At 31.5% G+C, this 24,404-nt stretch carries 19 protein-coding genes, 1 tRNA gene and 1 pseudogene; 9 read left to right on the top strand and 12 right to left on the bottom strand.

Annotation, left to right across the window (positions count from 1 at the left end; translation table 11 throughout):
- Window positions 1–166 precede the first annotated feature (166 nt).
- The 3 genes from ytxJ (at window position 167) to Q4Q34_RS18400 (ending at window position 3,188) form a co-directional block, all read left to right on the top strand.
- Window positions 167–556, top strand: coding sequence for a bacillithiol system redox-active protein YtxJ (ytxJ, locus tag Q4Q34_RS18410; RefSeq protein WP_303317886.1), 390 nt, complete (start codon window positions 167–169; stop codon window positions 554–556).
- A gap of 326 nt (window positions 557–882) precedes the next feature.
- Entirely contained in the window at window positions 883–2,664 is a 1,782-nt protein-coding gene (locus Q4Q34_RS18405; RefSeq protein ID WP_303317884.1) for a DUF885 domain-containing protein, read from the top strand.
- A 92-nt stretch (window positions 2,665–2,756) separates the two neighbouring features.
- A complete protein-coding gene (locus Q4Q34_RS18400) occupies window positions 2,757–3,188 on the top strand; it encodes a nuclear transport factor 2 family protein (protein ID WP_303317883.1) in 432 nt (143 codons plus the stop codon).
- Between the two features lie 200 nt (window positions 3,189–3,388).
- Here Q4Q34_RS18400 and Q4Q34_RS18395 read toward each other — a convergent pair whose 3' ends face one another.
- Both Q4Q34_RS18395 and fahA read right to left on the bottom strand, forming a co-directional pair.
- Entirely contained in the window at window positions 3,389–4,570 is a 1,182-nt protein-coding gene (locus Q4Q34_RS18395; RefSeq protein ID WP_303317882.1) for a hypothetical protein, read from the bottom strand.
- A gap of 470 nt (window positions 4,571–5,040) precedes the next feature.
- Window positions 5,041–6,333, bottom strand: coding sequence for a fumarylacetoacetase (gene fahA / locus Q4Q34_RS18390; RefSeq protein WP_303317881.1), 1,293 nt, complete (start codon window positions 6,331–6,333; stop codon window positions 5,041–5,043).
- 204 nt (window positions 6,334–6,537) lie between these two features.
- On the opposite strand from fahA, the gene glyA reads away from it, so the two are divergent.
- Window positions 6,538–7,809 (top strand): serine hydroxymethyltransferase, encoded by a 1,272-nt coding sequence (gene glyA / locus Q4Q34_RS18385; protein WP_303317880.1) that lies wholly within the window; start codon window positions 6,538–6,540, stop codon window positions 7,807–7,809.
- A 227-nt stretch (window positions 7,810–8,036) separates the two neighbouring features.
- On the opposite strand, the gene Q4Q34_RS18380 is transcribed toward glyA, so the two are convergent.
- The 6 genes from Q4Q34_RS18380 to Q4Q34_RS18355 form a co-directional block, all read right to left on the bottom strand.
- Window positions 8,037–9,062, bottom strand: coding sequence for a toll/interleukin-1 receptor domain-containing protein (locus Q4Q34_RS18380; protein ID WP_303317879.1), 1,026 nt, complete (start codon window positions 9,060–9,062; stop codon window positions 8,037–8,039).
- Window positions 9,063–9,206: 144 nt separating this feature from the next.
- Window positions 9,207–10,772 (bottom strand): hypothetical protein, encoded by a 1,566-nt coding sequence (locus tag Q4Q34_RS18375; protein ID WP_303317878.1) that lies wholly within the window; start codon window positions 10,770–10,772, stop codon window positions 9,207–9,209.
- Window positions 10,773–10,922: 150 nt separating this feature from the next.
- Window positions 10,923–11,945, bottom strand: coding sequence for a UDP-glucose--hexose-1-phosphate uridylyltransferase (locus Q4Q34_RS18370; RefSeq protein WP_303317877.1), 1,023 nt, complete (start codon window positions 11,943–11,945; stop codon window positions 10,923–10,925).
- A 20-nt stretch (window positions 11,946–11,965) separates the two neighbouring features.
- Window positions 11,966–13,114, bottom strand: coding sequence for a galactokinase (gene galK / locus Q4Q34_RS18365; RefSeq protein ID WP_303317876.1), 1,149 nt, complete (start codon window positions 13,112–13,114; stop codon window positions 11,966–11,968).
- Between the two features lie 19 nt (window positions 13,115–13,133).
- Window positions 13,134–14,018, bottom strand: a complete 885-nt coding sequence (locus tag Q4Q34_RS18360; protein ID WP_303317875.1) for an aldose 1-epimerase — start codon at window positions 14,016–14,018, stop codon at window positions 13,134–13,136.
- A gap of 15 nt (window positions 14,019–14,033) precedes the next feature.
- Window positions 14,034–15,026, bottom strand: a complete 993-nt coding sequence (locus Q4Q34_RS18355) for a GntR family transcriptional regulator (RefSeq protein WP_303317874.1) — start codon at window positions 15,024–15,026, stop codon at window positions 14,034–14,036.
- Window positions 15,027–15,171: 145 nt separating this feature from the next.
- Between Q4Q34_RS18355 and Q4Q34_RS18350 the strand changes: the two genes are divergently transcribed.
- Together Q4Q34_RS18350 and Q4Q34_RS18345 are read left to right on the top strand one after the other, a co-directional pair.
- The gene (locus tag Q4Q34_RS18350) at window positions 15,172–16,800 is read left to right on the top strand and encodes a sodium/sugar symporter (protein ID WP_303317873.1); all 1,629 of its coding nucleotides are present in this window, start codon (window positions 15,172–15,174) and stop codon (window positions 16,798–16,800) included.
- A gap of 216 nt (window positions 16,801–17,016) precedes the next feature.
- A tRNA-Arg gene (locus Q4Q34_RS18345) sits at window positions 17,017–17,090 on the top strand.
- 211 nt (window positions 17,091–17,301) lie between these two features.
- Here Q4Q34_RS18345 and Q4Q34_RS18340 read toward each other — a convergent pair.
- A complete protein-coding gene (locus Q4Q34_RS18340; RefSeq protein ID WP_303317872.1) occupies window positions 17,302–17,865 on the bottom strand; it encodes a hypothetical protein in 564 nt (187 codons plus the stop codon).
- A gap of 279 nt (window positions 17,866–18,144) precedes the next feature.
- Between Q4Q34_RS18340 and Q4Q34_RS18335 the strand changes: the two genes are divergently transcribed.
- From Q4Q34_RS18335 to Q4Q34_RS18325, 3 genes and pseudogenes are all read left to right on the top strand, one after another.
- The gene (locus Q4Q34_RS18335; RefSeq protein ID WP_303317871.1) at window positions 18,145–18,771 is read left to right on the top strand and encodes an IS110 family transposase; all 627 of its coding nucleotides are present in this window, start codon (window positions 18,145–18,147) and stop codon (window positions 18,769–18,771) included.
- Window positions 18,750–18,944: pseudogene (locus Q4Q34_RS18330) on the top strand (transposase); the annotation flags it as partial. The gene Q4Q34_RS18335 and the pseudogene Q4Q34_RS18330, both read left to right, overlap by 22 nt.
- Before the next feature lie 6 nt (window positions 18,945–18,950).
- The gene (locus tag Q4Q34_RS18325; protein ID WP_303318047.1) at window positions 18,951–19,133 is read left to right on the top strand and encodes a hypothetical protein; all 183 of its coding nucleotides are present in this window, start codon (window positions 18,951–18,953) and stop codon (window positions 19,131–19,133) included.
- Between the two features lie 251 nt (window positions 19,134–19,384).
- Here the strand turns inward: Q4Q34_RS18325 and Q4Q34_RS18320 are convergent, their stop codons facing one another.
- From Q4Q34_RS18320 to Q4Q34_RS18310, 3 genes are read right to left on the bottom strand one after another with little or no spacing between them, the layout of a single operon-like run.
- On the bottom strand, window positions 19,385–21,286 hold the full coding sequence (locus tag Q4Q34_RS18320) for a DNA methyltransferase (RefSeq protein ID WP_303317870.1): 1,902 nt from the start codon (window positions 21,284–21,286) through the stop codon (window positions 19,385–19,387).
- Between the two features lie 9 nt (window positions 21,287–21,295).
- Window positions 21,296–24,154, bottom strand: a complete 2,859-nt coding sequence (locus tag Q4Q34_RS18315) for a DEAD/DEAH box helicase family protein (protein ID WP_303317869.1) — start codon at window positions 24,152–24,154, stop codon at window positions 21,296–21,298.
- Complete coding sequence (locus Q4Q34_RS18310) at window positions 24,144–24,350, bottom strand: helix-turn-helix domain-containing protein (RefSeq protein ID WP_303317868.1); 207 nt, start codon at window positions 24,348–24,350, stop codon at window positions 24,144–24,146. The genes Q4Q34_RS18315 and Q4Q34_RS18310 overlap by 11 nt, the downstream gene beginning before the upstream one ends.
- Window positions 24,351–24,404 lie beyond the last annotated feature (54 nt).

Raw genomic sequence — 24,404 nt, 5'->3', positions numbered from 1 at the left:
GACTTTTAGTCAGTTTGTAAGATTCCGATATTGGTTTCGACTTAGTGCATAATAAAGTTAGTTTAAGTGTTTCTGTAAAAATGTTTCTAGATTTTTAAAAGATATTATGATACAATTCATAAATACTAAATCACTTAAAGTAACATAACTTTTAAAATATAAATACATGGGGTTATTAAATAAAATATTAGGAGGTAAAAGTGAAGCAAAAGAAGAGAAGGTGATCCCTTGGATTCCTTTAAATCAAATACCTCAATTGGATTTTATAGAAAAAAAATCTGCTATTAAAACACAGGTTATTTTTAAACACTCTACACGTTGCGGTATTAGCAGTATGGTTATGAGACAATTTGTTAGCGGATATGATTTAACCGAAAAAGACTTAGACCTGTATTATTTAGATTTACTAAATTATCGTGATCTTTCTAATGAAGTTGGTTATAAATTCCAGGTTATGCATGAATCGCCTCAAATAATAGTTATTAAAAACGGTGTCGTCCTTGCGCATGCCTCTCATGGTGCCATAAACGAAATTGATTTAAGTAGATTTGTATAAATAATTTACAGAATTAGTTCATGGTTTTTCTATTGATCTTCCAATAGGAAAATTTCAACTTCATTTATTGTTAGGTATAAAACATTGAAGCGATTTTATATCAAGCTTTGTGTAATTATGTATATCTCCTTTAGAAAGCATGCATGTATTGGTTGCTTTCCAAAATAAATTGCTTTTTGGGTTTTTAATTATTCAATTTGTTACTTCTGCTATTTGGGGATTAGAGTTTATGTATGGTTAGTTATAACTAGGTTGTAAAATCGTTGTCTTGTAATACGTTAGTAAAAATTAAATGCTATTTTTACAAAAACCATACTACTTATATAATGAACAGATTCGTTTTATTTTTCATAATAGTTTTATTAGTGTCATGTAAAGATGAAAACACTAAAAAAAATCAAGCCGCTACTGTATTAAATTTTTCTAAACTTCTAGATGGTTACAATGAAGAAGGGTATGAATTAGATCCTATGAAAGCTACAAATGCAGGAGATAATAGGTTTAATACTAAATTTCCGGATTTTTTATCTGATGAATATAAGTCTAAAAAGAAGGCTTATTACATGAAATATAAAATAGCACTAGCAGAAATTGATGAATCTCTTTTAACTGAAACAGAGAAAATGAGTAAAGCTGTTTTAGAATGGGATTGTTATATTAATCTGGAAGCTATAGCATTTAAGAAGGATTTGATGCCAATAGATCAAATGTGGTCTAAAAATTTAGATTTTAACCAATTGGCGGGAGGAACAAATGCGCAACCGTTTAAAACTGTTAAAGATTATAAAGATTGGTTAATTCGCGTAGAAGCTTATTTGGTATGGTTAAATTCGGCGAAATTAAAAATGAAAGAAGGGATAAAAACAGGTTATGTTTTGCCAAAGTCTTTGATAATAAAAGTAATTCCACAGTTTGAGTCTTTATCTGAAGGTCGTGTTGAAGATCATTTATATTTTTCTCCTATTAAGAATATACCGGAAGTTTTTACTGATGAAGAACGAAAAGAGCTTACTAAAATTTATACCGATGTGATTGCTAATAAAATTATACCGGTTCACAAGCAAATGGTAGAATTTTTAACTGGCGATTATTTGAAAAATGGAAGAACTTCAAGCGGTATTAATGACACGCCTCTGGGCGACGCTTATTATGCCCATCAAGTAAAGAAGCATACAACAACGAATATGACAGCTAATGAAATCCATGAGTTAGGTTTACGTGAAGTTGCCAGAATTCGTTCAGAAATGGAAGCTGTTAAAGAGGACGTTGGATTTGAAGGAGATTTAAAAGCTTTCTTTAATCATGTAAGAACGAGTAAAGAGTTAATGCCGTTTACTGAGCGTTCTCAAGTAATTGCTTTTTATGATAGCATTCACAAAGTTATGCAACCTCAAATTGATAAGTTATTTGGAAATCAACCAAAAACAGGATTTGAAGTTAGAAGAACGGAGCCTTTTAGAGAAAAATCTGCTGCTGCAAATTATAATGCGGGTTCTCTTGATGGAACGAGACCAGGTATTTTTTATACACCAATTCCTGATGTAGAGAAATATAATGTTTTCGATAAAGAAGACCTGTTTTTGCATGAAGCCATTCCTGGTCATCATTTTCAGATATCTTTAGCACAGGAAAATACTGAATTGCCAGATTTTAGAAAAACATTATGGTACAGTGCTTATGGCGAAGGATGGGCGTTATACACAGAATCTATGGGAAAAGAATTAGGTTTATATAAAGATCCTTATCAGTATTTTGGAATGTTAAGCGCAGAGATTCACAGAGCAATTAGGTTGGTTGTTGATACTGGGATTCATTCAAAAGGATGGACAAGAGAACAGGCTATTGCATATTCTTTAGAGAATGAAGCCGAACCAGAAGAAAATATTATTAGCGAGATAGAGCGTTATATGGCAAACCCTGGCCAAGCGTTATCCTATAAGATAGGTCAGCTGAAAATTAGAGAATTACGCTCTAAGTCTAAGGAAAAACTAGGAGATAAATTTGATATTCGTGAATTTCATAATGAAATATTAGAAACAGGATGTATTCCATTACAGTTACTAGAGGATAAGATTGATGCTTGGATAGAATCACAAATTGAAGAATAAAAATAGCTAAGAATCAAATTTAGAATGGCAAAAAATGAAAAATGTGTTGTTTATAAAAATATGGATTTGTATTATTTTTATAACAGTTGCAATTGGTTGTAAAAAAAAATGAAATAGGGAATAAGGATATAGAGAATGAAAAAATAGCTTTATTAAATAGAGTTGAAGCTTTTAATACAGCCTTTAAAGTATGTAACATTGCGAAATTAGAATCGATGCTTACTGAAAATTACAGACATACTAATGGTATTTCAAAACCAATAGATAAAAGGGCCTGGGTAAATTATTTGAGAACTAGAAAAGCGCAGATTGAAAAAGGTGAACTTGTTGTTAATACCTATGAAATGAAGGACACCGAAGTTGAGCTATATAATAATCATACGGCGATACTAACAGCAAAAATAGTGGTCTCTTCAAAGAAGCAAGGCGAAATTCAAAACAACGAATATAGAGTGACAAATATTTGGATAAAAGATGATGGAATCTGGAAACGGGCAGGATTCCATGATGGTAAAATTCAATAATTGTAGACGCTTTAAATAGAAAACTAAGAGCCTAAAAAGTAATATTTTTTGTCATTCAGAGCAACGCGAAGAATCTTATTTTATTCACAATCAGATACATGTATTTTAAAGAGATTTTTCACAGCTTCCCTGATACCTTCTAAACAAAATATATTTTGTTTCTCGGTAATATTCAGAATGACACTTTTTAGACCTTTTAGTTAAACTTTAACTCTATAAGAGCTAATAATGTTTTTTAGTTTTAGCTTTAGGTCTTCTCCAGTATCATAGACCATTTGTTCATTACTTGGGAAGGGGACTCTTCTATTATTTAATATTCTTCTGTCTTCTGAGTTTAAGGCTCTCTTATCGCCTCGTATTCTGGCAAAGAGGTTTTCGAAAATAAACTCACTGTCAATAGTGAAAGTATCTAACAGTTGCTTAGTTTTTATATCCAAATAGAGGACATCAGCAATAACTTGTGTTGATTTTATTTGAGTAAATTCATTATAGCGCGCTTTTACCTTAACTATTTTATCAATCTTAATATCGTTACCCAAACTATCTTTTACAACGTTACCTTTGCTATCCAATTCATATTTCCAGCCGTCTACGATTTCTTTTTCTCTTATATACTCACGTTCTTTAATATGCTCTGGTGAAATATTAATTTGTTTTAAATGTAACTGCATGGCGTAATCATATGCAATTTCCTTATTGGGTTGTGCATGATATACAGTCCAGAATTGATTTAATCCATAAGTGTCAAAGTTTAATAAATCCTCTTCTAAACGTTGCGGAATAATTTGATTGGTACTATTTTCAATTGTTACACTTACATACGCCGTTCCACGTTCATGAGCCTCTTTCATTAAATCCCTTGTCAGTTCATAATTAGGATTAATAGATTCAACATAATTTAAAACGTTATAAGCTTCTCTAATTTGTGCTTTATCTTCTAATTCTAATAAATCCAATCCCTTTTCATATAAATAATTGGAAACAGTTTCGCGAGATTGTACGATGTCATTACTATAATCGCTGAAATTAAAAGAAACATTTCTGCCATTTATATTTAATGGCAAAATAGGTTTGATAGCTTCCTGACGCGCATTTAAGTCCATATAAAGCTCATAAATTTCTCTATAAAGTTCAGGGTTCTTATCCTTTTTTAAATGCTCTATACTGTTTAAGTCACGTTCTGCGGCTTTGTGATAAGCGTCTTGTAACATTAAAACGTAATCGAATTTACGTTTTTTGTTTTTATTTGTTCTAAGCTTATTTAAGGCAGTCGTAATGGCTTGATCATAGTTGCCTGAATTTACTGCAGCTTCTACTTGTTTTTTTCCGCCACAAGACATAAGTACAAAAAGACTTATTGTAAAAAGTAGTAGTTTTTTCATAGATTGGATCTTATTGGTTACTTAGGGCACTAACCCAATAGTTGTGCCAAAATACTAAAAAATCAGATAAAATACCAATAAATACGTTTAAATGAATTTGAATTATTTATATTGTAAGTTTTTTTATTATGAATTGTATTAAAAAAAATAAAATTTATACAAAAAAGCTTCTCGATACTAAATTCTTCCAGAATTTAACTCGAAGTGACATCTTGAGCTCTTGCACAAGATTTACGTTAAATAACGTGAGTTCGATGTAATATTTTTTGTAACATTTTGATTTTTAGTTGTTTAATGTGTTGTCTGGTCGAGTACTTCGGCTATAGTTTATACTGAGCGCAGTCGAAGTACTCAGTATAAACTAAAGTCGAGACCTATTGAAATTTGTAGTCATTTAAGAACCTCTCGGACTGCGCTCGAGGAGACATTTTCCTGAATATTAGTCGGTTGTAAGTAATAATTGTGATTACTTATTTAATTTTTTTAGGATTAAAAACTGGAAGTAATTTCGTAGAAACTTCACCAAAACCAATGCGTGTTCCATCTTTTTCACAAAATCCTCTCATAATAACAGTATCATGGTCATTAATAAACTTACGTTCCGAACCATCATTCATTTTAAGTGGTTTTTCACCTCGCCATGAAAGTTCCAGCATGGAGCCATAAGAACCTGGGGTAGGACCAGAAATAGTACCACTTCCCATCATATCTCCAGAATTTACAGGGCAACCATTAACAGTATGATGTGTTAATTGTTGTGCCATATTCCAGTACATATGTTTAAAGTTTGATTTACTTACTACGGTCTCTTTAGCACCTTGAGGCTGAATGGATACCTCTAAATTAATATCGAAGCTTTTCTTTCCTTTATATTTAAGGTAGTCTAATTGTGGTTTTATAGCTTTAGGCCCTTCAACTCTGTAAGGCTCTAAGGCATCAAGTGTTACAATCCATGGAGAGATTGAAGAAGCAAAGTTTTTCGCTAAAAATGGTCCTAATGGAACATATTCCCATTTTTGAATGTCTCTAGCACTCCAATCGTTAAATAATACGAGTCCAAAAATATATTCTTCAGCTTCCTCTATAGGAATAGGTTCTCCCAAATCATTAGCGTCAGTTGTTATAAACGCCATTTCTAATTCAAAATCGACTAATTTACTTGGGCCAAAAACAGGTGCTTTTGCATCTGCGGGCAATGTTTGTCCTTGAGGTCTGTGAACTGGAATTCCAGAAGGAATAATGGAAGAACTTCTACCATGATACCCAACAGGAATATGTAGCCAGTTTGGTAATAAGGCATTATCAGGATCTCTAAACATGGTGCCTACATTTGTAGCATGCTCTTTACTTGAATAGAAATCTGTATAATCTCCTATATGTACAGGTAATTGCATTTCAATTTCATCTAAACGAAATAATACAATCTCTTTATGTTTCTTGTTGTTTTTAAGCGTCGTGTTTTCTGAATCGAAAATATCTGCAATTCTGTTGCGTACCGAACGCCATGTTTTTCTACCATCTGCAATAAAATCATTTAAAGTATCTTGAAGAAAAATATCTTCTGTTAAAGGAATCCCTTTAAAATACCCTAATTGATGTAAGGCACCCAGATCTATAGCGGTATCACCAATACGAGTTCCTATAGTAATAATATCGTCTCGAGTTAAGAAAACCCCGAAAGGAATATTCTGAATTGGAAAATCTGAATTTTTATCTACGTGTAACCACGACTTTCTATCTGGATTGTTAGCTGATAATGGCATAACTTAAAATATATTTATAGTTTATTAAATTCGTATCAAACCTACACATTTTTTTTATTTTAAATGAAAAAATGAATGAAAATATAGATTTAGCATAACCGTTAATAAAATGGTTAAAAACTTCTCAGTAAATAAACCTTTTTTGATGTTATTAACTATTCTATTTCCTATTTTTGTCGAAATATTTAACAATAATTTAATTTTATGCAACGCGACGAACAAATTTTTGAACTTATTCAAGCAGAAAAAGAACGCCAATTACACGGTATTGAGCTTATTGCGTCAGAGAACTTTGTAAGCGACCAGGTCATGGAAGCTGCGGGCTCTGTATTAACTAATAAATATGCTGAAGGGTACCCTGGGAAAAGGTATTATGGCGGTTGTGAAGTTGTTGATGAAGTTGAACAGATTGCTATTGATAGAGCGAAGGCATTATTTGGGGCTGCATATGTAAACGTGCAACCACATTCTGGAAGTCAGGCTAATACAGCAGTGTATCATGCATGTTTAAAACCTGGTGATAAAATTTTAGGTTTCGATTTATCACACGGAGGACATTTAACTCATGGATCTCCAGTAAATTTTTCTGGTAAACTTTATAATCCTGTATTTTATGGTGTAGAGCAGGAGACAGGTATATTAAATTATGATAAAATTCAGGAGGTAGCTACTAAAGAGCAGCCAAAATTAATTATTGCTGGTGCATCTGCATACTCTCGCGATATTGATTTTAAACGTTTTAGAACTATAGCTGATAGTGTTGGCGCTATTTTAATGGCAGATATATCACATCCTGCAGGATTGATAGCTAAGGGGATTTTAAATGATCCGTTACCACATTGTCATATTGTTACAACCACCACCCATAAGACTTTAAGAGGTCCTAGAGGAGGTATTATAATGATGGGGCAAGATTTTGATAATCCATTTGGAATTACTTTAAAAAATGGAAACTTACGTAAAATGTCATCATTATTGGATTCTGCTGTTTTTCCTGGAAATCAAGGCGGTCCTTTAGAACATGTTATTGCTGCCAAAGCTATTGCTTTTGGAGAAGCGTTAACGGATGATTTTTTAAACTACCAATTGCAAGTAAAAAGTAATGCTGCAGCTATGGCTGATGCTTTGGTTGCTAAAGGCTATAATATTATTTCTGGTGGAACCGATAATCACTGTATGTTGATTGATTTGCGTAACAAAAACCTTTCTGGTAAAGATGCTGAGCAGGCTCTGGTTAAAGCAGATATTACGGTAAATAAAAATATGGTGCCTTTTGATGATAAGTCACCGTTTGTTACATCTGGAATTCGTTTAGGTGTTTCAGCTGTTACAACCCGTGGTTTAAAAGAAGCCGACATGTTGGCCATTGTAGAATTAATAGATGAAGTGATCACTAATTTTGAAGATGAATCAGTTTTAGAGGCTATAAAAGATAAAGTTAATACAATGATGAAGGATAAACCTTTGTTTGTTTAAACTTTTTATATGGTGTTAATTAAAAATCCTGCTTTATGCAGGATTTTTTGTTTTTGATATGTAAATTAAGTGTTATCAAATATTTTTAGATGTTTGTTTAACGCGTTTGCGTATGGTTAGTTGCGTTGGCTGGAACTAAGTTAGCAAAAGAAAACAAACCAGAAGAAAATCCGTAGGATTTTCCGAGTACAAACAGAACCAGCAATTGACACGTTGTTGTGGCCAGTTTAACTCCTAAATTTCTTACTTTTCTCTTTTTGTACATTCTCAATCAGATAAAGAAATGCTTGTTGTACTATCTCAGAGGTAGTCATTTTTTGTTTTTGATTATGCCATAATAAGTTTTTGCTGTAATCCATATCTAATGAATAGATAGTTTCTTTTACGACTTTTGGTTCACGTCCAGGAAAATAATGACCTCTTTCAAGATGTATAACACCATTCCAGTATCTAACTACTAATTCTGAATCCATAACTGTATTTGAAAAGGGCAAATTCCAATAAAAACTGACTGAATATTTTAAAACACTAATAACATAGGAGTCTCTATTATTTAATTGATGATTGAAAGGTAATGCTGTACTTGTTCTGTATAGTTTTATTTTCTCATTCAACATTAATTTTAATTTTTCAATCTCATCTTTAAAAAGAGAAGCACCTTGGAATGATTCCATAATTGAATCAATCTCATTATTTAATTTTTCTTCATTTGATACAGCAATTGCAATGTCAATTATTGGATCAATTTTTTTGTCTTTAAAATCAGGTATTTCTCCAAGTTCTGGCTTCTCTATTAATGGTTTGTCATAAATTATTTGAGACAATTCATAAAGTTTATTTATGTACTTACTGTCATCAACCATTTCATGATAAATTTTTGATTTTAGAAATTTAGGAGTCGAGGTAGCTAAACTACCTTCTCTAAGGATTGGTATAAATTTAACCGTGGATATTGGTGATTGAAAAATTTCTTGAGAGATCATTGAAGTTTCATATCCAACTCCCTTACTTCTGTTTTCAGCTTTTAACTTGTAGTTTGGTGTTAGTATTACTAAAACTTTATCTGCTTTTTCAATTGAACTTTCCATAAAATAAGTCAAATCTTTCCCAGCACTTAATTCAAATTGATCTAGTATTATATCTACACCAAATTTTTTCATTAACTCTTTCGATAAATTTAAAACCCATTCTTGATGTTCTTGATTATCCCATGAGTATGAGACAAATACTCTTTTCCTGTTATTTTCATTCATAGGTTTAAAAATTGGCTACAATGCAAAGATAAAGTTACGTTTCAATGAACTTTATTGACTGTTAAACGAAGTTAGTTGAATTTTTTTACAAAATCAAGTCTGTTCATAACTAGCCTGGTAAAAAGACTAATAAGGCATTTAAAATTAGTTTTCCTCAGGAAAAGTTATATGCTGATAGGCCCCTAAATCAGGAGATGTTGTTCTATTTACATTTAAAATATCTAAAGGCACTTGAGTAGCAAAAACAGGGAGTCCTTGATTATTGCCTGCGGATTCGTTACCTATGATCAATTTGTTTAGTGATGGGTCAAGAAAATCGGGGGTTTCATTGAAAATATTTCCTTCATAATGACTCGTATCATTTAAATCATAGTTAGGCCCAGTAAAGTTATTATTCCTATCTTCAAAACGAATTAAGCAATTGGTGAATTTAAAATTAAATACAACAGCATTATCTTCGATTTCATCAAGTAGAATTTCCGGATTATTATTTCCGTAAATGATACAATTATTAAAGTTGGCTTCTGCTAAATTGGCTATTGTAGCATTGTTGTCTTCATCTAAAACAAAATTATTAAGCAAAACAGAAGGGAATTGCCTAGATCCGTTATTCCAATAGTTTGCAATTGTACTGTGCGTAAAATTATATCTGCCCCCTAATGTACCAGCAAAAGATGATTGTCCCGTATTATTAATAATGATGTTTTCTCCAGAAATAGAGGTATTTCTTCCTAGAATACCAAAATTACTAGAATTGTAAATTTGCGAATTGGATATAGTAAGCACCTCTGAAATAGCATTAGGGCTACCATCACATAGAATACCAACGGATGCGTTTTTAATGGTGGCATAGTTTATTGAATTATTAATGCTACCATCTAATAACCAAATGGTCCCCCATTGTCCAGGAACATCTGATAAATTAGGCTCTAAGCGATCTCCTTCAAAGATAACTTCATTTTCTAATAAATCCTGATTGTTACTATGCAAACCATTAACTTGTAATGAGGCATTATTAGACACGATGATTCCCGAGTTATTATGAAAATGTAGTCTAGCTCCAGCATTAATGGTTAGAGTTTCTCCATTTGGTACGGTTGCAAAACCATAAATAACATAGGGTTTTTCATTTGTAAAAGTAAGTTCTGTTGGTAATAATTCGCGTCCTTGCAATTCGGTTTCAACCGTTTCGCCACCTATATCAAGTATTAATGTTTCTATAACTTTAGTTGTATTATCTCGATTAGGGTAAATAAAGACTGCATCTTGCACTAAGGTAACAAGTTCTACTTTTTGAAGATTGGCATCGGCATCAAATTCAATTTGATCGGTATATAGAAAGTTTCCGTTTGGATTTGGGAAATTATTAATATCTATGGTTGATTCTACAAAGATAAATAGGCTGTCTTTGGCTAATATTTGTACATCTTCAAAAATTTTACCAGCAAGACCATCTACATTTAGTCTGTAGTTAGAGTTTTCACCTAATGCTAATCTTAGAGAGGGTATAGAAATATCTTCGTTACTTCTATTGTATACTTTTAAGTTATAGGTGCTAGAGCCAATATTAGTAAAAATGGTATCTAGATACACCGTGTCTTTTGAAAATTCAAGATTACCAGTACTAGGGGAAAATTCAAAATCTTTACGGCAAGAACTCCAGAATATTAAAAAAAATACAGTAAGGCTAAAATATAAGTAGCGTTTCATTGTTAAATAAAGATGATTTAGAATACCAATTATTGGCTAAAATATAACTTTTGAAAACAGAAATTAGTATGTAACCCAATAAATTATTAAAATAAAAACCTGATGCGTAGCATCAGGTTTTTAAATATTATTTGCTATTAAAAATAATCGTTAAATCAGTTCACGTATCATTCTTGCTGCAATTTCAGCAGTGATATCACGTTGCGGAGAACCAAACATTTCATAGCCTACCATAAATTTCTTAACCGTAGCACTTCTTAATAATGGCGGATAAAAACTCATGTGCCAATGCCAGTGCTTATTTTCCTCTCCATCCGTTGGAGCTTGATGTATACCACTAGAGTAGGGGAACGATGTATTAAATAATTTATCGTATGCTTTTGTTAACACAGAAATAGCTTCGGCATATTGTAATGCTTCAGCCTCATTTAATTCTAAAATAGTAGCTTGTTGTTTTTTAGGCACAATCATGGTTTCAAATGGCCATACAGCCCAAAAGGGTATTAAAACTACAAAACTATCATTTTCAAAAATAATACGTTCTTGCTTTTCTAATTCTTGTGCTAGATAATCACCTAAAAGGCTGGAGTTATTTTTGGTATAATAGGCTAGTTGCTGCGTATTTTTTTTGTCAACTTCATTAGGAAGTGTAGATTGACTCCAGATTTGTCCATGCGGATGTGGATTGCTACACCCCATTACGGCTCCTTTGTTTTCAAATATTTGGACGTAATTAATGTTTGGGTTTTCAGACAGTTCTTTGAATTCTTTTTGCCATGCGAAAACCACTTTTTGAATGTCTTTAACATCCATGTCTGCTAAACTTTTTGAGTGATCTGGACTAAAACAAATCACTTTGCATATACCTGTTTCGCTTTCGGCGACTAGCAAACCATCTTCTACAGAAAAAGATTTAGAATCTTTTTGTAAGGCAGCAAAATCGTTAGTAAACACAAATACGTCTTGATATTTTGGATTGATTTCTCCGTTAATTCTGGTATTCCCTGCACATAGATAACAGGTTTCATCGTACGCAGGTCTAGCGTCATTTGATACGGCTTCATTTTGTCCTTGCCATGGTCGTTTTGCCCGATGTGGTGATACTAAAACCCATTCGCCTGTAAGTATATTTAACCGCTTATGCGAATAGTCTTGTAAATCTGTATTCTTCATTTTAAATAAATTGTAATTGGTTATTTTACTAAGTGTGTGCCTTCAGATAATTTTATAAAGTAAACAGAACACGCTTTGTCAAATTCATTTTTGTAAGCTATAGATGCGGCTTCTCCAAAAGCTTTAGCTTCACTTTTTGAAACTAAATTAATGGTACAACCACCAAAACCACCACCCATCATTCTAGCTCCTAAAACATGTTCGTTGGCTTTTGCCTGGTCTACTAAGAAATCTAATTCATCACAGCTTACTTTATATTGATGTTGTAAACCATTATGTGATTGAAATATTAAAGCACCTAGTGTTTCTAAGTCATTAGTTTCAATAGCTTTTGAGGCTTTTATAGCTCTATTGTTTTCTTGAATAACATAAAGTGCTTTTTGATAATTTTCTGGTAACACTTTGTCTTTAATAGTTTCTAAATCGGTTTCAGTAGCATCTCTTAATGCTTTAATTCCGAGTAATTCGGCAATACTTTCACAAGCAGAACGTCTGTCGTTATAGGCACTATCAGATAAACTATGCTTTACATTAGTATTAATTAGCATCAGTTGATGGTCCTTAAAGTCTATTTCATAAGGTTTAGATTCTACAGTTCTACAATCTAAAAGTAATGCATTGTCCTTGATGCCAAACATACTGGCATATTGATCCATAATGCCGCATTTTACACCAACATAATTATGTTCTGCTTTTTGAGATATTAAAATCATTTCGTGTTTGGTTAACCCTAAATCAAACAATTCATTTAAACCAAATACTACACTGTTTTCTAATGCTGCAGAAGATGACATACCTGCACCCCCCGGAATATCGCCTTTAAAAACAATATTAAAATTACCTACGGCTTTGTTTTTATTTTGAATTTCGGCAACAACTCCAAAAATATAATTCTCCCAACTACCTTCAGCAGATGGCTTTAATTTATCTAATTCAAACTCGATACGACTGTCTTTGTCTAAGGCATAGGCTGTAGATATATTTGCATCACTCTTTTGCATAGCTGCCGCAATTCCTTTATCTACCGCAGCAGGAAATACAAAGCCATCATTGTAATCTGTATGCTCACCAATAATATTAATTCGACCTGGAGAGAAAATAAGAATAGGTTCGGTTTTAAATGTATTGATGAATGTTTTTTTTACATCATTAATTAGTATTGTACTCATTTTAGTATTAGTTAAGTTGTTATTTTATTTTTAAGCTCCAATTAATATTGTAAGTGTCATTTGGATCTAAAACCTCTAACCCAATATGGTTATTAAAACTGTCTGAAACTCCAGTAGTAGGCTCAATAGCTATTGTATTTAACTTAGGAGGGGTATAAGCTTGGAGGAAATTATTTTCTGCCGAAGATTCTATAATTAATTTATATTCAGGAGTATTAAATATTACCTTATTTGAATCTAAAACCCAGCAATCATCCAGTTGTTTATCCTCAATAGCAAATATATCTTTTAATTCGAAATTTTCAACACCAGTAGTGATGTTTCTTTCTCCCAAAACTATTTTTTTACTGCTGTTAAACTCTAATGAACTATTAAATAAATCATCACTTAAAAAATAGGGATGCCATCCTAAAGTAAACGGAAACGCCTTTGAATCTGTGTTTTTTACAGAAACATTTAAACTTAAGTCGTTTGAAGTGAAAATATATTTTAATTGTATTGTATATGTGTAAGGAAACCCAATAGATAATTCGGTTTCGTTGTATTCTAGTAAAATAGATGCTGAGTCATGACTCGTTTCTTGATCTACAATAGAAAAAGTTTTATTGTAAACCAATCCATGTAAAGCATTGTTTTCTTCTTGTTGGTTTATCTCAAATTCAAAATTTTTATCATTAAAGGTATATGCACCATCTTTAATCCTATTTGCAAAAGGAAATAAAATAGAAGACGCATATGTGTTAGCATAAGTTAATGGAGACAAATCTTTTATAATAGCTATTCCATTTAATGTCAATTCTTGTAAACTGGCTCCAGAATCAAGATAAATTTTTCCATACACTCCGTTTTCAAGATTTTCAATCTCTAGAATGTTTGATGCTGTGTTGTGACTGATTTTATACACTATTTTTATTTTTAATTATAATGAGTTTCTGATAATTAAACTGTTGGGGTTTTCTACTTTAACTAATTCTTTGTTAAGGATCATTTCAGCTAAACGCTGCCCCATTTTATTGAAATCTGTAGAAATGGTTGTAATACCCCCTTCTACAATTTCTTTAAGTAAGGTATCATTGTACGAGATAACGCCTATATCTTTAGCCAATAATAGATTACTACTCTTCATTTTTTTTATAATTCGAAGCAAGCTTTTATCATCCGGCATTACGTATAGTTCTCCCTTGTTTAAGGCTCTGTTTTTTAATGAATTTATAACCTCAAAAGACATCTTGTTTTTTTTACAAAATCGGTTAAAACCTTTCAACATGCCTTGAGGTTGCTTGTCTTTGGAAAAAATTAGAATTATTTTTTTGTATTTCTTAATGAGATGTAATGCTTTAGTAAGATTGTTAAAAATGACTTTTTCAAAGTTCTGATAAATAGCAGAGTATTCTAATAAATCATCATGTACTTGATCTAAAATATAGACCTTATCTTTTGCTAGCTTCTTTATATCCTCATTTGTATTTGTCAAGTTTGCAGGCATTATAACATAATAATTATAGTCGCCAACATTGTCATTAATTAATTTACTAAAAACGTTTTTGTTGAAATGATGGAAAAAAATATCTACTTGAATATTGCCGCCCAAATTTTCTAAAAAAGAATTATATAAATCCTCTTTAAAAGAATTTAGTTCATCAAACAGTAAAAATATTTTTTGTGTAACGTTAACGTTTTCACTAGCTACATAATATCCCTTTCCGACTATGGATTGAATAATACCTCTGCTTTTCAGCTCGTTAAAAGCCATTAAAACAGTATCTCTTGAAAGGTTATGTTGCTCTTTAACAGTATTAATAGAGGGAATTTGATCTCCTTTTTGTAAAGCACCAGAAAGGATAGCATCTTCAATCGAGTTGATTATTTGCCTATATTTTGGAACCCCTATTTTTTGCTTGATTTTTATCATAAACTAATACAAATATATCATTATTTTTTTTAAAAACCCTACTAGACCCTACTAGTTTGGTTTTTTTCTATTAAACGTAGTATGTTTCAAAATTTAATTTTTATATTTGAGTCTTAAATTAAATAACTAAAATAATTTTTAAACTATGACAGCAGGATTCGAAATGTGGGACTATATAGTCTTTATTGCTTACGCCATTTTAATTTTGGGAGTAGGATTGTGGGTATCTCGCGATAAGGACGGCCATCAAAAAAATGCCGAAGATTACTTTTTAGCTAGTAAATCTTTACCCTGGTGGGCCATTGGTACATCATTAATTGCAGCAAATATTTCAGCAGAACAATTTATTGGTATGTCTGGATCTGGATTTGCACTAGGTATAGCTATTGCCTCTTATGAGTGGATGGCGGCCTTAACTTTAATTATTGTAGGTAAGTATTTCTTACCCATTTTTATTGAGAAAGGACTTTATACTATCCCGGAGTTTGTTGAAAAACGATTCTCGACCAACTTAAAAACAATTCTAGCTGTGTTCTGGTTGGCGCTTTATATTTTTGTTAATCTAGCGTCTGTATTATATTTAGGTGGATTAGCTATTGAGACTATCATGGGTGTAGATATGATGTACGCCATTATTGGTTTAGCTTTATTTGCTGCTGCTTATTCTTTATATGGAGGATTATCTGCTGTTGCCTGGACCGATGTTATACAAGTTGTCTTTTTGGTGCTAGGAGGTTTAATCACTACTTATTTAGCATTAAATACGGTTTCTGGTGGAGAAGGTGTTTTTGCAGGGTTTTCTAAAGTTGTAGAGGCAGCTCCAGAAAAATTCCATATGATTCTTGAAGAAACAAATGAAAACTATGTAAATCTGCCTGGTATATGGGTATTAATAGGAGGTTTATGGGTAGCCAACTTATACTACTGGGGTTTCAATCAATATATAATACAAAGAACTTTAGCGGCTAAATCTTTAAAAGAGTCTCAAAAAGGGATCTTATTGGCTGCGTTCTTAAAACTAGTTATTCCATTGGTTGTAGTTGTTCCTGGTATTGCGGCTTACGTTATGGTTAACGACCCTTCTATTATGTCTAATTTAGGTGAAGCGGGTATGTTAAACGTGCCTACAACGGATCAAGCTGATAAAGCGTATCCTTGGTTATTACAGTTTTTACCAACTGGGCTTAAAGGTGTAGCTTTTGCCGCTTTAGCTGCTGCTATAGTGTCTTCTTTAGCTTCTATGCTAAATTCAACATCTACCATATTCACTATGGATATTTACAAACAGTATATTAATAAAAATGCAGACGATAAAACAACCGTAAATGTAGGACGTATTTCTGCGGCAGTTGCTTTAATTATCGCTGTAATAGTAGCTCCGCTTTTAGGAGGTATCGATCAAGCATTCCAATTCATTCAGGAATACACAGGTATTGTAAGTCCAGGTATATTAGCCGTATTTATTTTAGGTTTATTCTGGAAAAAGACCACGAACAATGCTGCAATTTGGGGCGCTATTTTGTCTATTCCAATTGCATTGGCACTTAAATTTTTACCTATTCCAGCATTTGAACCATGGATGCATCAAATGGGAATTACGACAGTATTGTCAATGTTAGTTATAGTAATTATGAGTAATATGCAGAATAAAGGAGCTGATGATCCTAAAGGAATCCCTCTTACTAAAGAGTTATTTAAAACCACACCATTATTTAATATTGGTTCGTTTGCAATTATGATTATTCTAACAGTTTTATATGGATTGTTTTGGTAATTAAATAAATATTATATCTATTAAAAAGCACCATGAAAATGGTGCTTTTTAATTATATCTTAGTTCAGAAATAATAATAATCAATGAATGATTAAGGCTAGAGATAAGGTTTTTAAAGTATTATGAATTATTGATTAAATTTATGAAGATTTCTTTTGGTTAGATATGTAGTTAATTTTATATTTGCACACCAGAAAACAAAAATGTTTTCTTTTAGGGCTCTTAGCTCAGCTGGATAGAGCACCTCCCTTCTAAGGAGGCGGTCGAAGGTTCGAATCCTTCAGGGCTCACTGAACGGGACAAATTCTTAATATTAAGATTGTCCCGTTTCTTTTTTTTAGGTTGCTGCTAGCGGGTTACCTATATGGAAAGTTGCGTGTTTGTGTGCGAGGATTTTCCGAAGGAAAATCAGAAGCTAGCAAACAAAGCAACTCACATTGGTTAAGCACAAAATAGCAATTTTTCATAGGATGATGCATTGTTGTACAACGTTTTTTCTGTTTAAAATCGGTATCCAATTCTCAAATGTAAATTTGCTGCGGCTTCACTTTCGTTTTCGAGGAATCCAGCTTGTTTGGCAAAAATATATCTATATCCAATTCCAATTCCTGCTTCGTAATTAAAATGTTTTCCGATGTTTCTTCGTATTCCCCAAGTCGGAATTATTGAAATGTCACTTATTATACTTACATTCTCCGTATTTGAAATTACAAACCAGTCAGGATGATAGCTTGTTTTCAGTGATACAAAATTTCCGCTGTTTCCGTCAATCCTGCGTGATTTTTTAACTCGTTTATTCAGATTGTAATAAAGTCTAGGTTCAAAGGTAATTACAGGTGTCATTAAAAATCCAGTTCCATCGTAGAAATCTCCACCCCAAATTCCGCTATCAAATCCAATTTCAGTCCGTAAAACTATAGAATTAGACAATTTTGTTTCGTTATGAGTCCAAATTCCTAAAAATCCAGTTTGTATTCCAAAAGTTGATTTTTCTACACTTGCGTTTTGTGATTTTGCGATTAAAGTTATTCCGCAGAAAGTTAAGGTTAATAAAATTCTTTTCATTTTAAGCCGTCTGTTTTAAGATTAAAATATTGTAGGAATTTATCAAGAATTATGCCGTTGTGAGGAAAATGTAGTACAACGGTCTCCTTTACTTTGAATTATTAAATTAATAGAAGAAAAGAGGAGAACTAAAACGGTCTTCAGGCTAATGCCTTATTAGACGTACTAGTCCTCTTTTCTTTTTAAATGTTACATAGAACCAATTGGAATACTAGGTTGTCAGAACCCGTTAAAGGAAATAGTTTATGTAGCATAATTTTAATATCTAAATATAAAAGTATGAAAAATTATGAAGAAGCAGTAGGTATTGACGTATCAAAGAAGACAATAGATGCAAGTTGTCATTTAGCACAACGACACCGTGTTTTTACTAATGATGTTAAAGGTTACCAATCTATGTTGAATTGGACAATAAAACAAACCAAAGACTTTTCTGTTTTTTATTGTTTTGAGAATACAGGTAATTATTCTTTAAAGCTAGCCAGTTATTTAAGTTTAAAAGGTGTTGCTTATGTTGAAGAGAGCCCTATTAAGATAAAGCGTTCCTCTGGTCTGGTCAGAGAGAAAACAGATAAGATTGATTCAGGTATTATAGCTAGGTACGCTTGGGTTTATCGAGAAGAGCTGATTCCGAGCGAATTAAAAAGCATTACTTGTCAAGAGTTAGGTCGGCTTATTGGATTGCGAGATCAATTAATTAGAAGTAGAGCCGGTTTGTTAGGGACTTTAAAAGAAATAGAACAACTTTTGAGCAGTCCCTCTACAGGTATCAGTTGTATTGTTTTAAGGAGAAGTATAGAGAATTTAAGTAAACAAATTAAAAGTATAGAATCTAGAATGGATTTATTATTGAGAGAAGATAACTCACAAGCACCTACAAATTATTGCTTTCTTTACGAGGAATAGGTTTTGTTGTTGCTTGTCAGTTATTGTATCATACAGAGAACTTTAAACGCTTTGAAAGCTGGAGAAAATTTTCAAGTTATTGAGGCCTTGCTCCCTACGAGTATCAATCGGGAACAAGTATTCATAGGCGCAAAAAGTGTCATTATTTAGGAGATAGAAAGATGAAAAGCTTGTTAAGTATGGCAAGTATATCAGCCATACAACACGATCCAGTATTAAGAATGTATTACAAGCGAAAAGTTGCAGAGGGAAAACCCAAAATGATAGCTTTGAACAATGTTAGGAATAAATTATTGGCAAGGGTATTTTCTGTTGTAAAAAGAGGAACACCCTATGTGGTTCTTCACCAACATGTGGCTTGAAATAATTGTTTTTTAATTAGGATTTTATCTTGGAATACGTATATGAAAAGTAGGGCAGTTGATAAGCACTTACTTTCGGATTTACACTTAGCCATATTTTTCATTTTATTTTTATCTTTTTACTAAAATACAAATTAAAAATATGGCGGACTTTGCAATCAAGTAAAAATCTTTGTTTTAGCACTTTCCGCCCTATTTTTTATATACATTGTTAGCCACTGGCTTTATTCCGCAAACTTGCTAGCGTTGGCTTATTCCACATCTTTAATTAATTCGTCTCCACTTATATTTCTCACTTTTATTCTCAAAGGTTTTTCAGTTGTCGTAATTTTTCCATTCCAGAAGTCTTTTGACTTTTCTCCTTTTGTGATTACATAACCCAACTTGTCAATTTTAATTTCAGTTGAGCTAAACCATTTTCCTTCTTTATTATTACAGTCTAAAGAAATCAATTCTATCAATTCTAAACCTTCTTCACTAATTTCTATAGGATTAAACTTTTTTCCGTTTTTTAGAGATTGTAGATTTCCTTTTTCGTTAAATGCTCCAATTTTCTGTAATAATCTGTCACTTACAAATTTTTCAATTTCTATAGTGTATTCAGAATCGACATTATTTAACGAAAACTCAACTTCATCATTTACAACTGTTTCGTGTAATAGATTTTTTAAATCTTTTAATTCAATTTCTACTGTTGTCGCATTGTTGTCTTTTATAAATTTCAGCAATTCTTTTTCATCATCAATATCTATGTAATACACAATTATTTTTTTAACTGTAATATTTAGATTCTGTATTTCTTGATTGATAATTCTATTGATTGTTGGTATATCTAATACTTTCTGTTTACTATCAATTAAATCTGGTGCATAAACTGGAATTACACCTAATTTACTATCGTTTATTGCTCCAAACCAAAATTTTGAAACTCCTTCTACCTTTTTTTGCAAACCTGTAATTAATGTACCTAGTTTATCCATTGTTTGTTGTGGGTTTCTAAACAAACTTACACCATCTTTTACTTCTAATATTTTGAAATCTGCTTTTTCAGCAATTAATCTGTCTCTTACTGTTTGGATGCTATTAATACCAACATCACAATGTATAAACTTTCTACCTAGTTCATTCGCAACTTTTGCTGTTACACCACTACCACCAAAAAAATCTGCAACAACCATTTCTTTGTTAGAACTTGCTTTTATGATTCTTTCTAAAAGAGATTCAGGTTTTTGGGTTGCGTACTTTCCAGCACTTACTTCATCAGTGTTTCCTTTTGAAACGTTTGCAGATATTTCCCACCAATCACGTGGAATACCATTAAAAATATTAAACCCTTTTGATTCATCTGTCGTGTCAATAATAGTACTTTTACTTCCAGCAAAATGTTTGTTACTAACAAAACCATTTTCATCTGCGTAAGGTTTCCAACGTTTTATTGTGCTTTCACTTGATGGAAAGTCTTTTTTATCAGGATGAATTTCACTAAATTCACTATTACTATAAAAGAAAATATTATCGTGGTCTTTTCCATATGATTTGGGTGAAGAGCGTAGAGATGTTTTGTAACACCAAATTATTTCATTTCTAAAGTTATCTTCTCCAAAAACTTCATCCATTAATATTTTTACGTAATGACCTATTGAAGGGTCTAAATGCACATAGATTGAAGCATTTTCAGACATAATGCTTTTAATGGCTTGTAAGTTCTCATACATCCAATTTAGATAATCTTCTTTTTTCCAAATATCTCCATACATTGTTTCTTCAAAAGCTTTTAGTTCTTCCATTTCTAATTCTGCTTCTGCTTTGGCAACCTTTTCGGCAAGTTTTGGATTTTTGCGTATGTGTACTTTTTTAGCATAATCTGCACCACTTGCAAAAGGTGGGTCAATATATACCAAATCCACTTTTATGTTCTGTTCTTTTAAGTAGGCACAAGCAGAAATACACTCGCCTCTTAAAACTATGTTTTCAGATTCTTTGCCAACTTGCTCAACAGTTTCCACTTCATAATAAGGCATTCCTCTTTTTATGCGGTTGTAAACCTCATTATTTTCTCTGTAACGTAATAATCTTTGAGTACGTGTTATATTATCTAAAACAGCTTGTCCTTCAACTGTATTTGGCGTGTATGGTATATATTTTACTGGCATATCCTGTTTTTATTCGTTAAAAAATGAATTGATTTTACTATTTAGTTTTCCAACATTAGTATTTAAGCTATCACTATCTTCTAAGTAAATAAAATCAAATTTTTGATAACCAAATTTTTCATTGTTTTGCTCTAAAAAGTCGGTTTCTACAAAGTTTTTCTTTTTAATAAAACTTTGGTTGTTTGCAAAACCTTCTCCTTTTGTTTCTATAATTAATGCTTTGTGTATCTTATTTTCTTTGGTTCTGTTTAGAATTAAAAAATCGGTTGTATATTTACCAATGTTTTGCCAATTTTTTCCTTTTTTAGCAAAGCAATTAATTACAAATTCTGTTAAACCTCTTTCCCCATTAAAGTAGATTTCTAAATTCTTTTCTTTAAAATCTCTTAACTGTAATGTTTTATTTAAAACGTCAGATTCAAAGGAACTATCAAAATTATAAGGCAATAAATGAAATGATTTATCTTTTTGCTCAATAATTGGGTGAATGGTTTCGGAAGCTACTTTTGCTATTTCTTCAAATTTTCCCTCTTGTGTTAATTGCAGTATTCTATCTTGCTTTTGTTTGTCAAATTCTTCCTTAGATAGTGGTTTTTTATCAAAAGAAAGTATTTGATTGCTAATGTCTTTATTTGGAAATATATTCTTATTTTGCTCAACTCCTTTTAGGTTGTCTACAATTAAGAGATTAGCTTCTTTTGATATAATTTCTTGTTTTGTTTTCAAACTTTTTTTAATGCTAAAAGCAACACGTATTTTTGAATTGATTTTAAATAAATCAAATTGTTCGTTAAAAAATTGTTGTTCATTTTTTATAAAAGTGATTTTTTCAAAAATTGCTTTTAGTTCTTCGTCAAAAGAATGAAGTTCGACACTTGTAGTAGTTTCAAAGCTATCTTTTGAAATATTAAATATCCAAGTGTTGTAATTGGCTAAACTGTTTCCCGTATTCTCTAAAAACTCTAGTTCTCCAGACTCTAAATGCTCTAAACCTGTTGTTGTTATTAGTGCAGTAGATTTATATTCTTCAATTGTTTTGTGTAGTTCTATTAGTTTTTCTTTGGTGTTCGCTTTTTCTTCTTCCTCAATAGATTGATAAGAAACTTTAAGTTGGTAGTAATCTACTTTAGGAATTTTTAAGAAATCCATTCTAGAAACACGTTCCACCATTTCAACTTTTGTGTTTCGTTTAATGTTGTTAAGTTCTTCAATTGAAGTATGTTGTTCTTTTTGTAATTGTTTGTTTAGAATTTGCGCATTCTCTTTGTTTAGCCAGACTAAAGCAGATTCGTCATTTCCTTTGATAACTTGTCTTAAACATCTACAAGTAGTTTGTATTATCGTGTTTTTAGAAGTGCTTTTACTTTTTTGAGGAAGAATAACAGAAGTCAAACTTTTACAATCCCAACCTTCTTTACCAATTGCAACTAATAAAATGTATTTCTTTTTAGATAAAGAAGTGTCTAAAGATTTAAATTGTAATTCATTTTCTTTTGGTAAAGAATATGTTTTGTTACCTCCGTGAAAACGCAAAATTTCATCTGCGTTTATATTTAGTTCGCTCTGTAAATATGGATAAATTTCATTTTCAAGCATTTCAATGGAACTACAATAAATAGCAACTTTGGCAATTGTTCCATTCTCGTAAATAGTATTTCCATAAGTAGTATTAAAGTCTTCCATTCCTTTTTTTACAATTTGAAAATGGTCTAAGTTTTCGCCAATTTTAACTGTTGGTGTTTTTAAGAATTTCTCAATTGCTGTAGTAAGTGGGTAATAATAAACTGTATTTGTTATTTCCGAAATTTTTAAAACTTCATCCTCTGATAATTGAATTTTTTCAGCAGAAGAAAGGTAAGGTGTACCAGAAAAGCCAAGAACTGTAGTAATATTTCCTTTTTCATTCCAACCATTTACAACTTGTCTTAATTTTATGTCAGAACTTGCTGCGTGGTGAACTTCATCAATTAGTAAAGATAGGTTAGGAATATTACCAATTAAGTTTCTTAATTCATTTGCCTTTTTATCTTCATCATCTTCAAAAAGCGATTTTTGACCTGTTGTGTCAACTCTATTTAAAATAACTTTCTCTGCGTTTACAACAAAAACTTGTCCAAAAGGATTAGGTAAACATTGGTTTACTTTTTGAGCATTTGGATTTCGTGCTTTGTTACTTTTTTTAGCAGATTTTTGTTCGTCTAAAACGTCAAAAACAAGTTGTTTTTTTAAGTTGGTAGCTGAAGGTTCTGGAATAACCCAAGAAGGGTCAAAGTTTTCTATTGTTCTTAAACTTGGTCCAATAGAAGTTTTAAGACCTGACGGAATTAAAACTAAAAAGTTATGAGCAAAGTTTTTGTTTTCAGGCTCGTTACTTGCAAAGTATAAATCAATATATATAAATGCAGCCATTAAATAAGTTTTACCTGAACCCATTGGTAAACTCAATAAATAATCTGTATAGCTTACATTGTAAAAAATGTTTTTTATGATTTTGTCATATTCTACTTTATCACAATTATCTACAATCATTTTTTCAAGATTCGGAAGTAGTATTGTATTTCCTGTTTTTTGTCTTGAAAAGTCATACAAAGCAAATGCATTTATATTGTTTTCTAAATATGTACGTGCTTTGTTGTTTATATTTAAAGTTGAAAGGTCAGTTCCATTTGTGAAAAAACCTTCTGAAAACAATTGCCAAAGTGGTTTGTTTTGACCTTCTATTTTAAGAAATAAATAGGTTTCAATTGCTTCAATTTGAGTATCTCTAAGCTCTCCCTTTTCTTTTATGTATGACAGCAAACCGTTAATGCTACAATCTTTTGATTGTAACCATTGATTTGTTTTGTTTCTTATAATATTATTTAACATCCTTGTTGGTTGAGCTTTGTATTAAATCTTTTACATCTACATCTAAAATTTTGGCTATTTCATTTAGTAATTCTAAACTTGGTTGTCTTCTATTTTGAACGTAGCCATTAACCATATTATAGCTTTTGCCTATTTTTTCAGCAAGCCATATTTGCTTAATTCCTTTTTCGTCTAAAACCTCTTTTATTCGGTTCATTTTAGATTTTATTAATTCGTTCGCTAAGTTATAAAAGTTAATAAATTATATCAT

The organism is Flavivirga abyssicola (assembly GCF_030540775.2).
Taxonomy (GTDB): domain Bacteria; phylum Bacteroidota; class Bacteroidia; order Flavobacteriales; family Flavobacteriaceae; genus Flavivirga; species Flavivirga abyssicola.
The sequence above is the reverse complement of the archived record's forward strand: the minus strand, read 5'-3'. Positions and strand labels throughout refer to the sequence as shown.

Bases quoted from the DNA above. Each gene is read 5' to 3' on its own strand.
- ytxJ (WP_303317886.1), top strand. From the start codon at position 167: ATGGGGTTATTAAATAAAATATTAGGAGGTAAAAGTGAAGCAAAAGAA.
- Q4Q34_RS18405 (WP_303317884.1), top strand. From the start codon at position 883: ATGAACAGATTCGTTTTATTTTTCATAATAGTTTTATTAGTGTCATGT.
- Q4Q34_RS18395 (WP_303317882.1), bottom strand. From the start codon at position 4,570: ATGAAAAAACTACTACTTTTTACAATAAGTCTTTTTGTACTTATGTCT.
- fahA (WP_303317881.1), bottom strand. From the start codon at position 6,333: ATGCCATTATCAGCTAACAATCCAGATAGAAAGTCGTGGTTACACGTA.
- glyA (WP_303317880.1), top strand. From the start codon at position 6,538: ATGCAACGCGACGAACAAATTTTTGAACTTATTCAAGCAGAAAAAGAA.
- Q4Q34_RS18380 (WP_303317879.1), bottom strand. From the start codon at position 9,062: ATGAATGAAAATAACAGGAAAAGAGTATTTGTCTCATACTCATGGGAT.
- Q4Q34_RS18375 (WP_303317878.1), bottom strand. From the start codon at position 10,772: ATGAAACGCTACTTATATTTTAGCCTTACTGTATTTTTTTTAATATTC.
- Q4Q34_RS18370 (WP_303317877.1), bottom strand. From the start codon at position 11,945: ATGAAGAATACAGATTTACAAGACTATTCGCATAAGCGGTTAAATATA.
- galK (WP_303317876.1), bottom strand. From the start codon at position 13,114: ATGAGTACAATACTAATTAATGATGTAAAAAAAACATTCATCAATACA.
- Q4Q34_RS18355 (WP_303317874.1), bottom strand. From the start codon at position 15,026: ATGATAAAAATCAAGCAAAAAATAGGGGTTCCAAAATATAGGCAAATA.
- Q4Q34_RS18350 (WP_303317873.1), top strand. From the start codon at position 15,172: ATGACAGCAGGATTCGAAATGTGGGACTATATAGTCTTTATTGCTTAC.
- Q4Q34_RS18340 (WP_303317872.1), bottom strand. From the start codon at position 17,865: ATGAAAAGAATTTTATTAACCTTAACTTTCTGCGGAATAACTTTAATC.
- Q4Q34_RS18335 (WP_303317871.1), top strand. From the start codon at position 18,145: ATGAAAAATTATGAAGAAGCAGTAGGTATTGACGTATCAAAGAAGACA.
- Q4Q34_RS18325 (WP_303318047.1), top strand. From the start codon at position 18,951: ATGGCAAGTATATCAGCCATACAACACGATCCAGTATTAAGAATGTAT.
- Q4Q34_RS18320 (WP_303317870.1), bottom strand. From the start codon at position 21,286: ATGCCAGTAAAATATATACCATACACGCCAAATACAGTTGAAGGACAA.
- Q4Q34_RS18315 (WP_303317869.1), bottom strand. From the start codon at position 24,154: ATGTTAAATAATATTATAAGAAACAAAACAAATCAATGGTTACAATCA.
- Q4Q34_RS18310 (WP_303317868.1), bottom strand. From the start codon at position 24,350: ATGAACCGAATAAAAGAGGTTTTAGACGAAAAAGGAATTAAGCAAATA.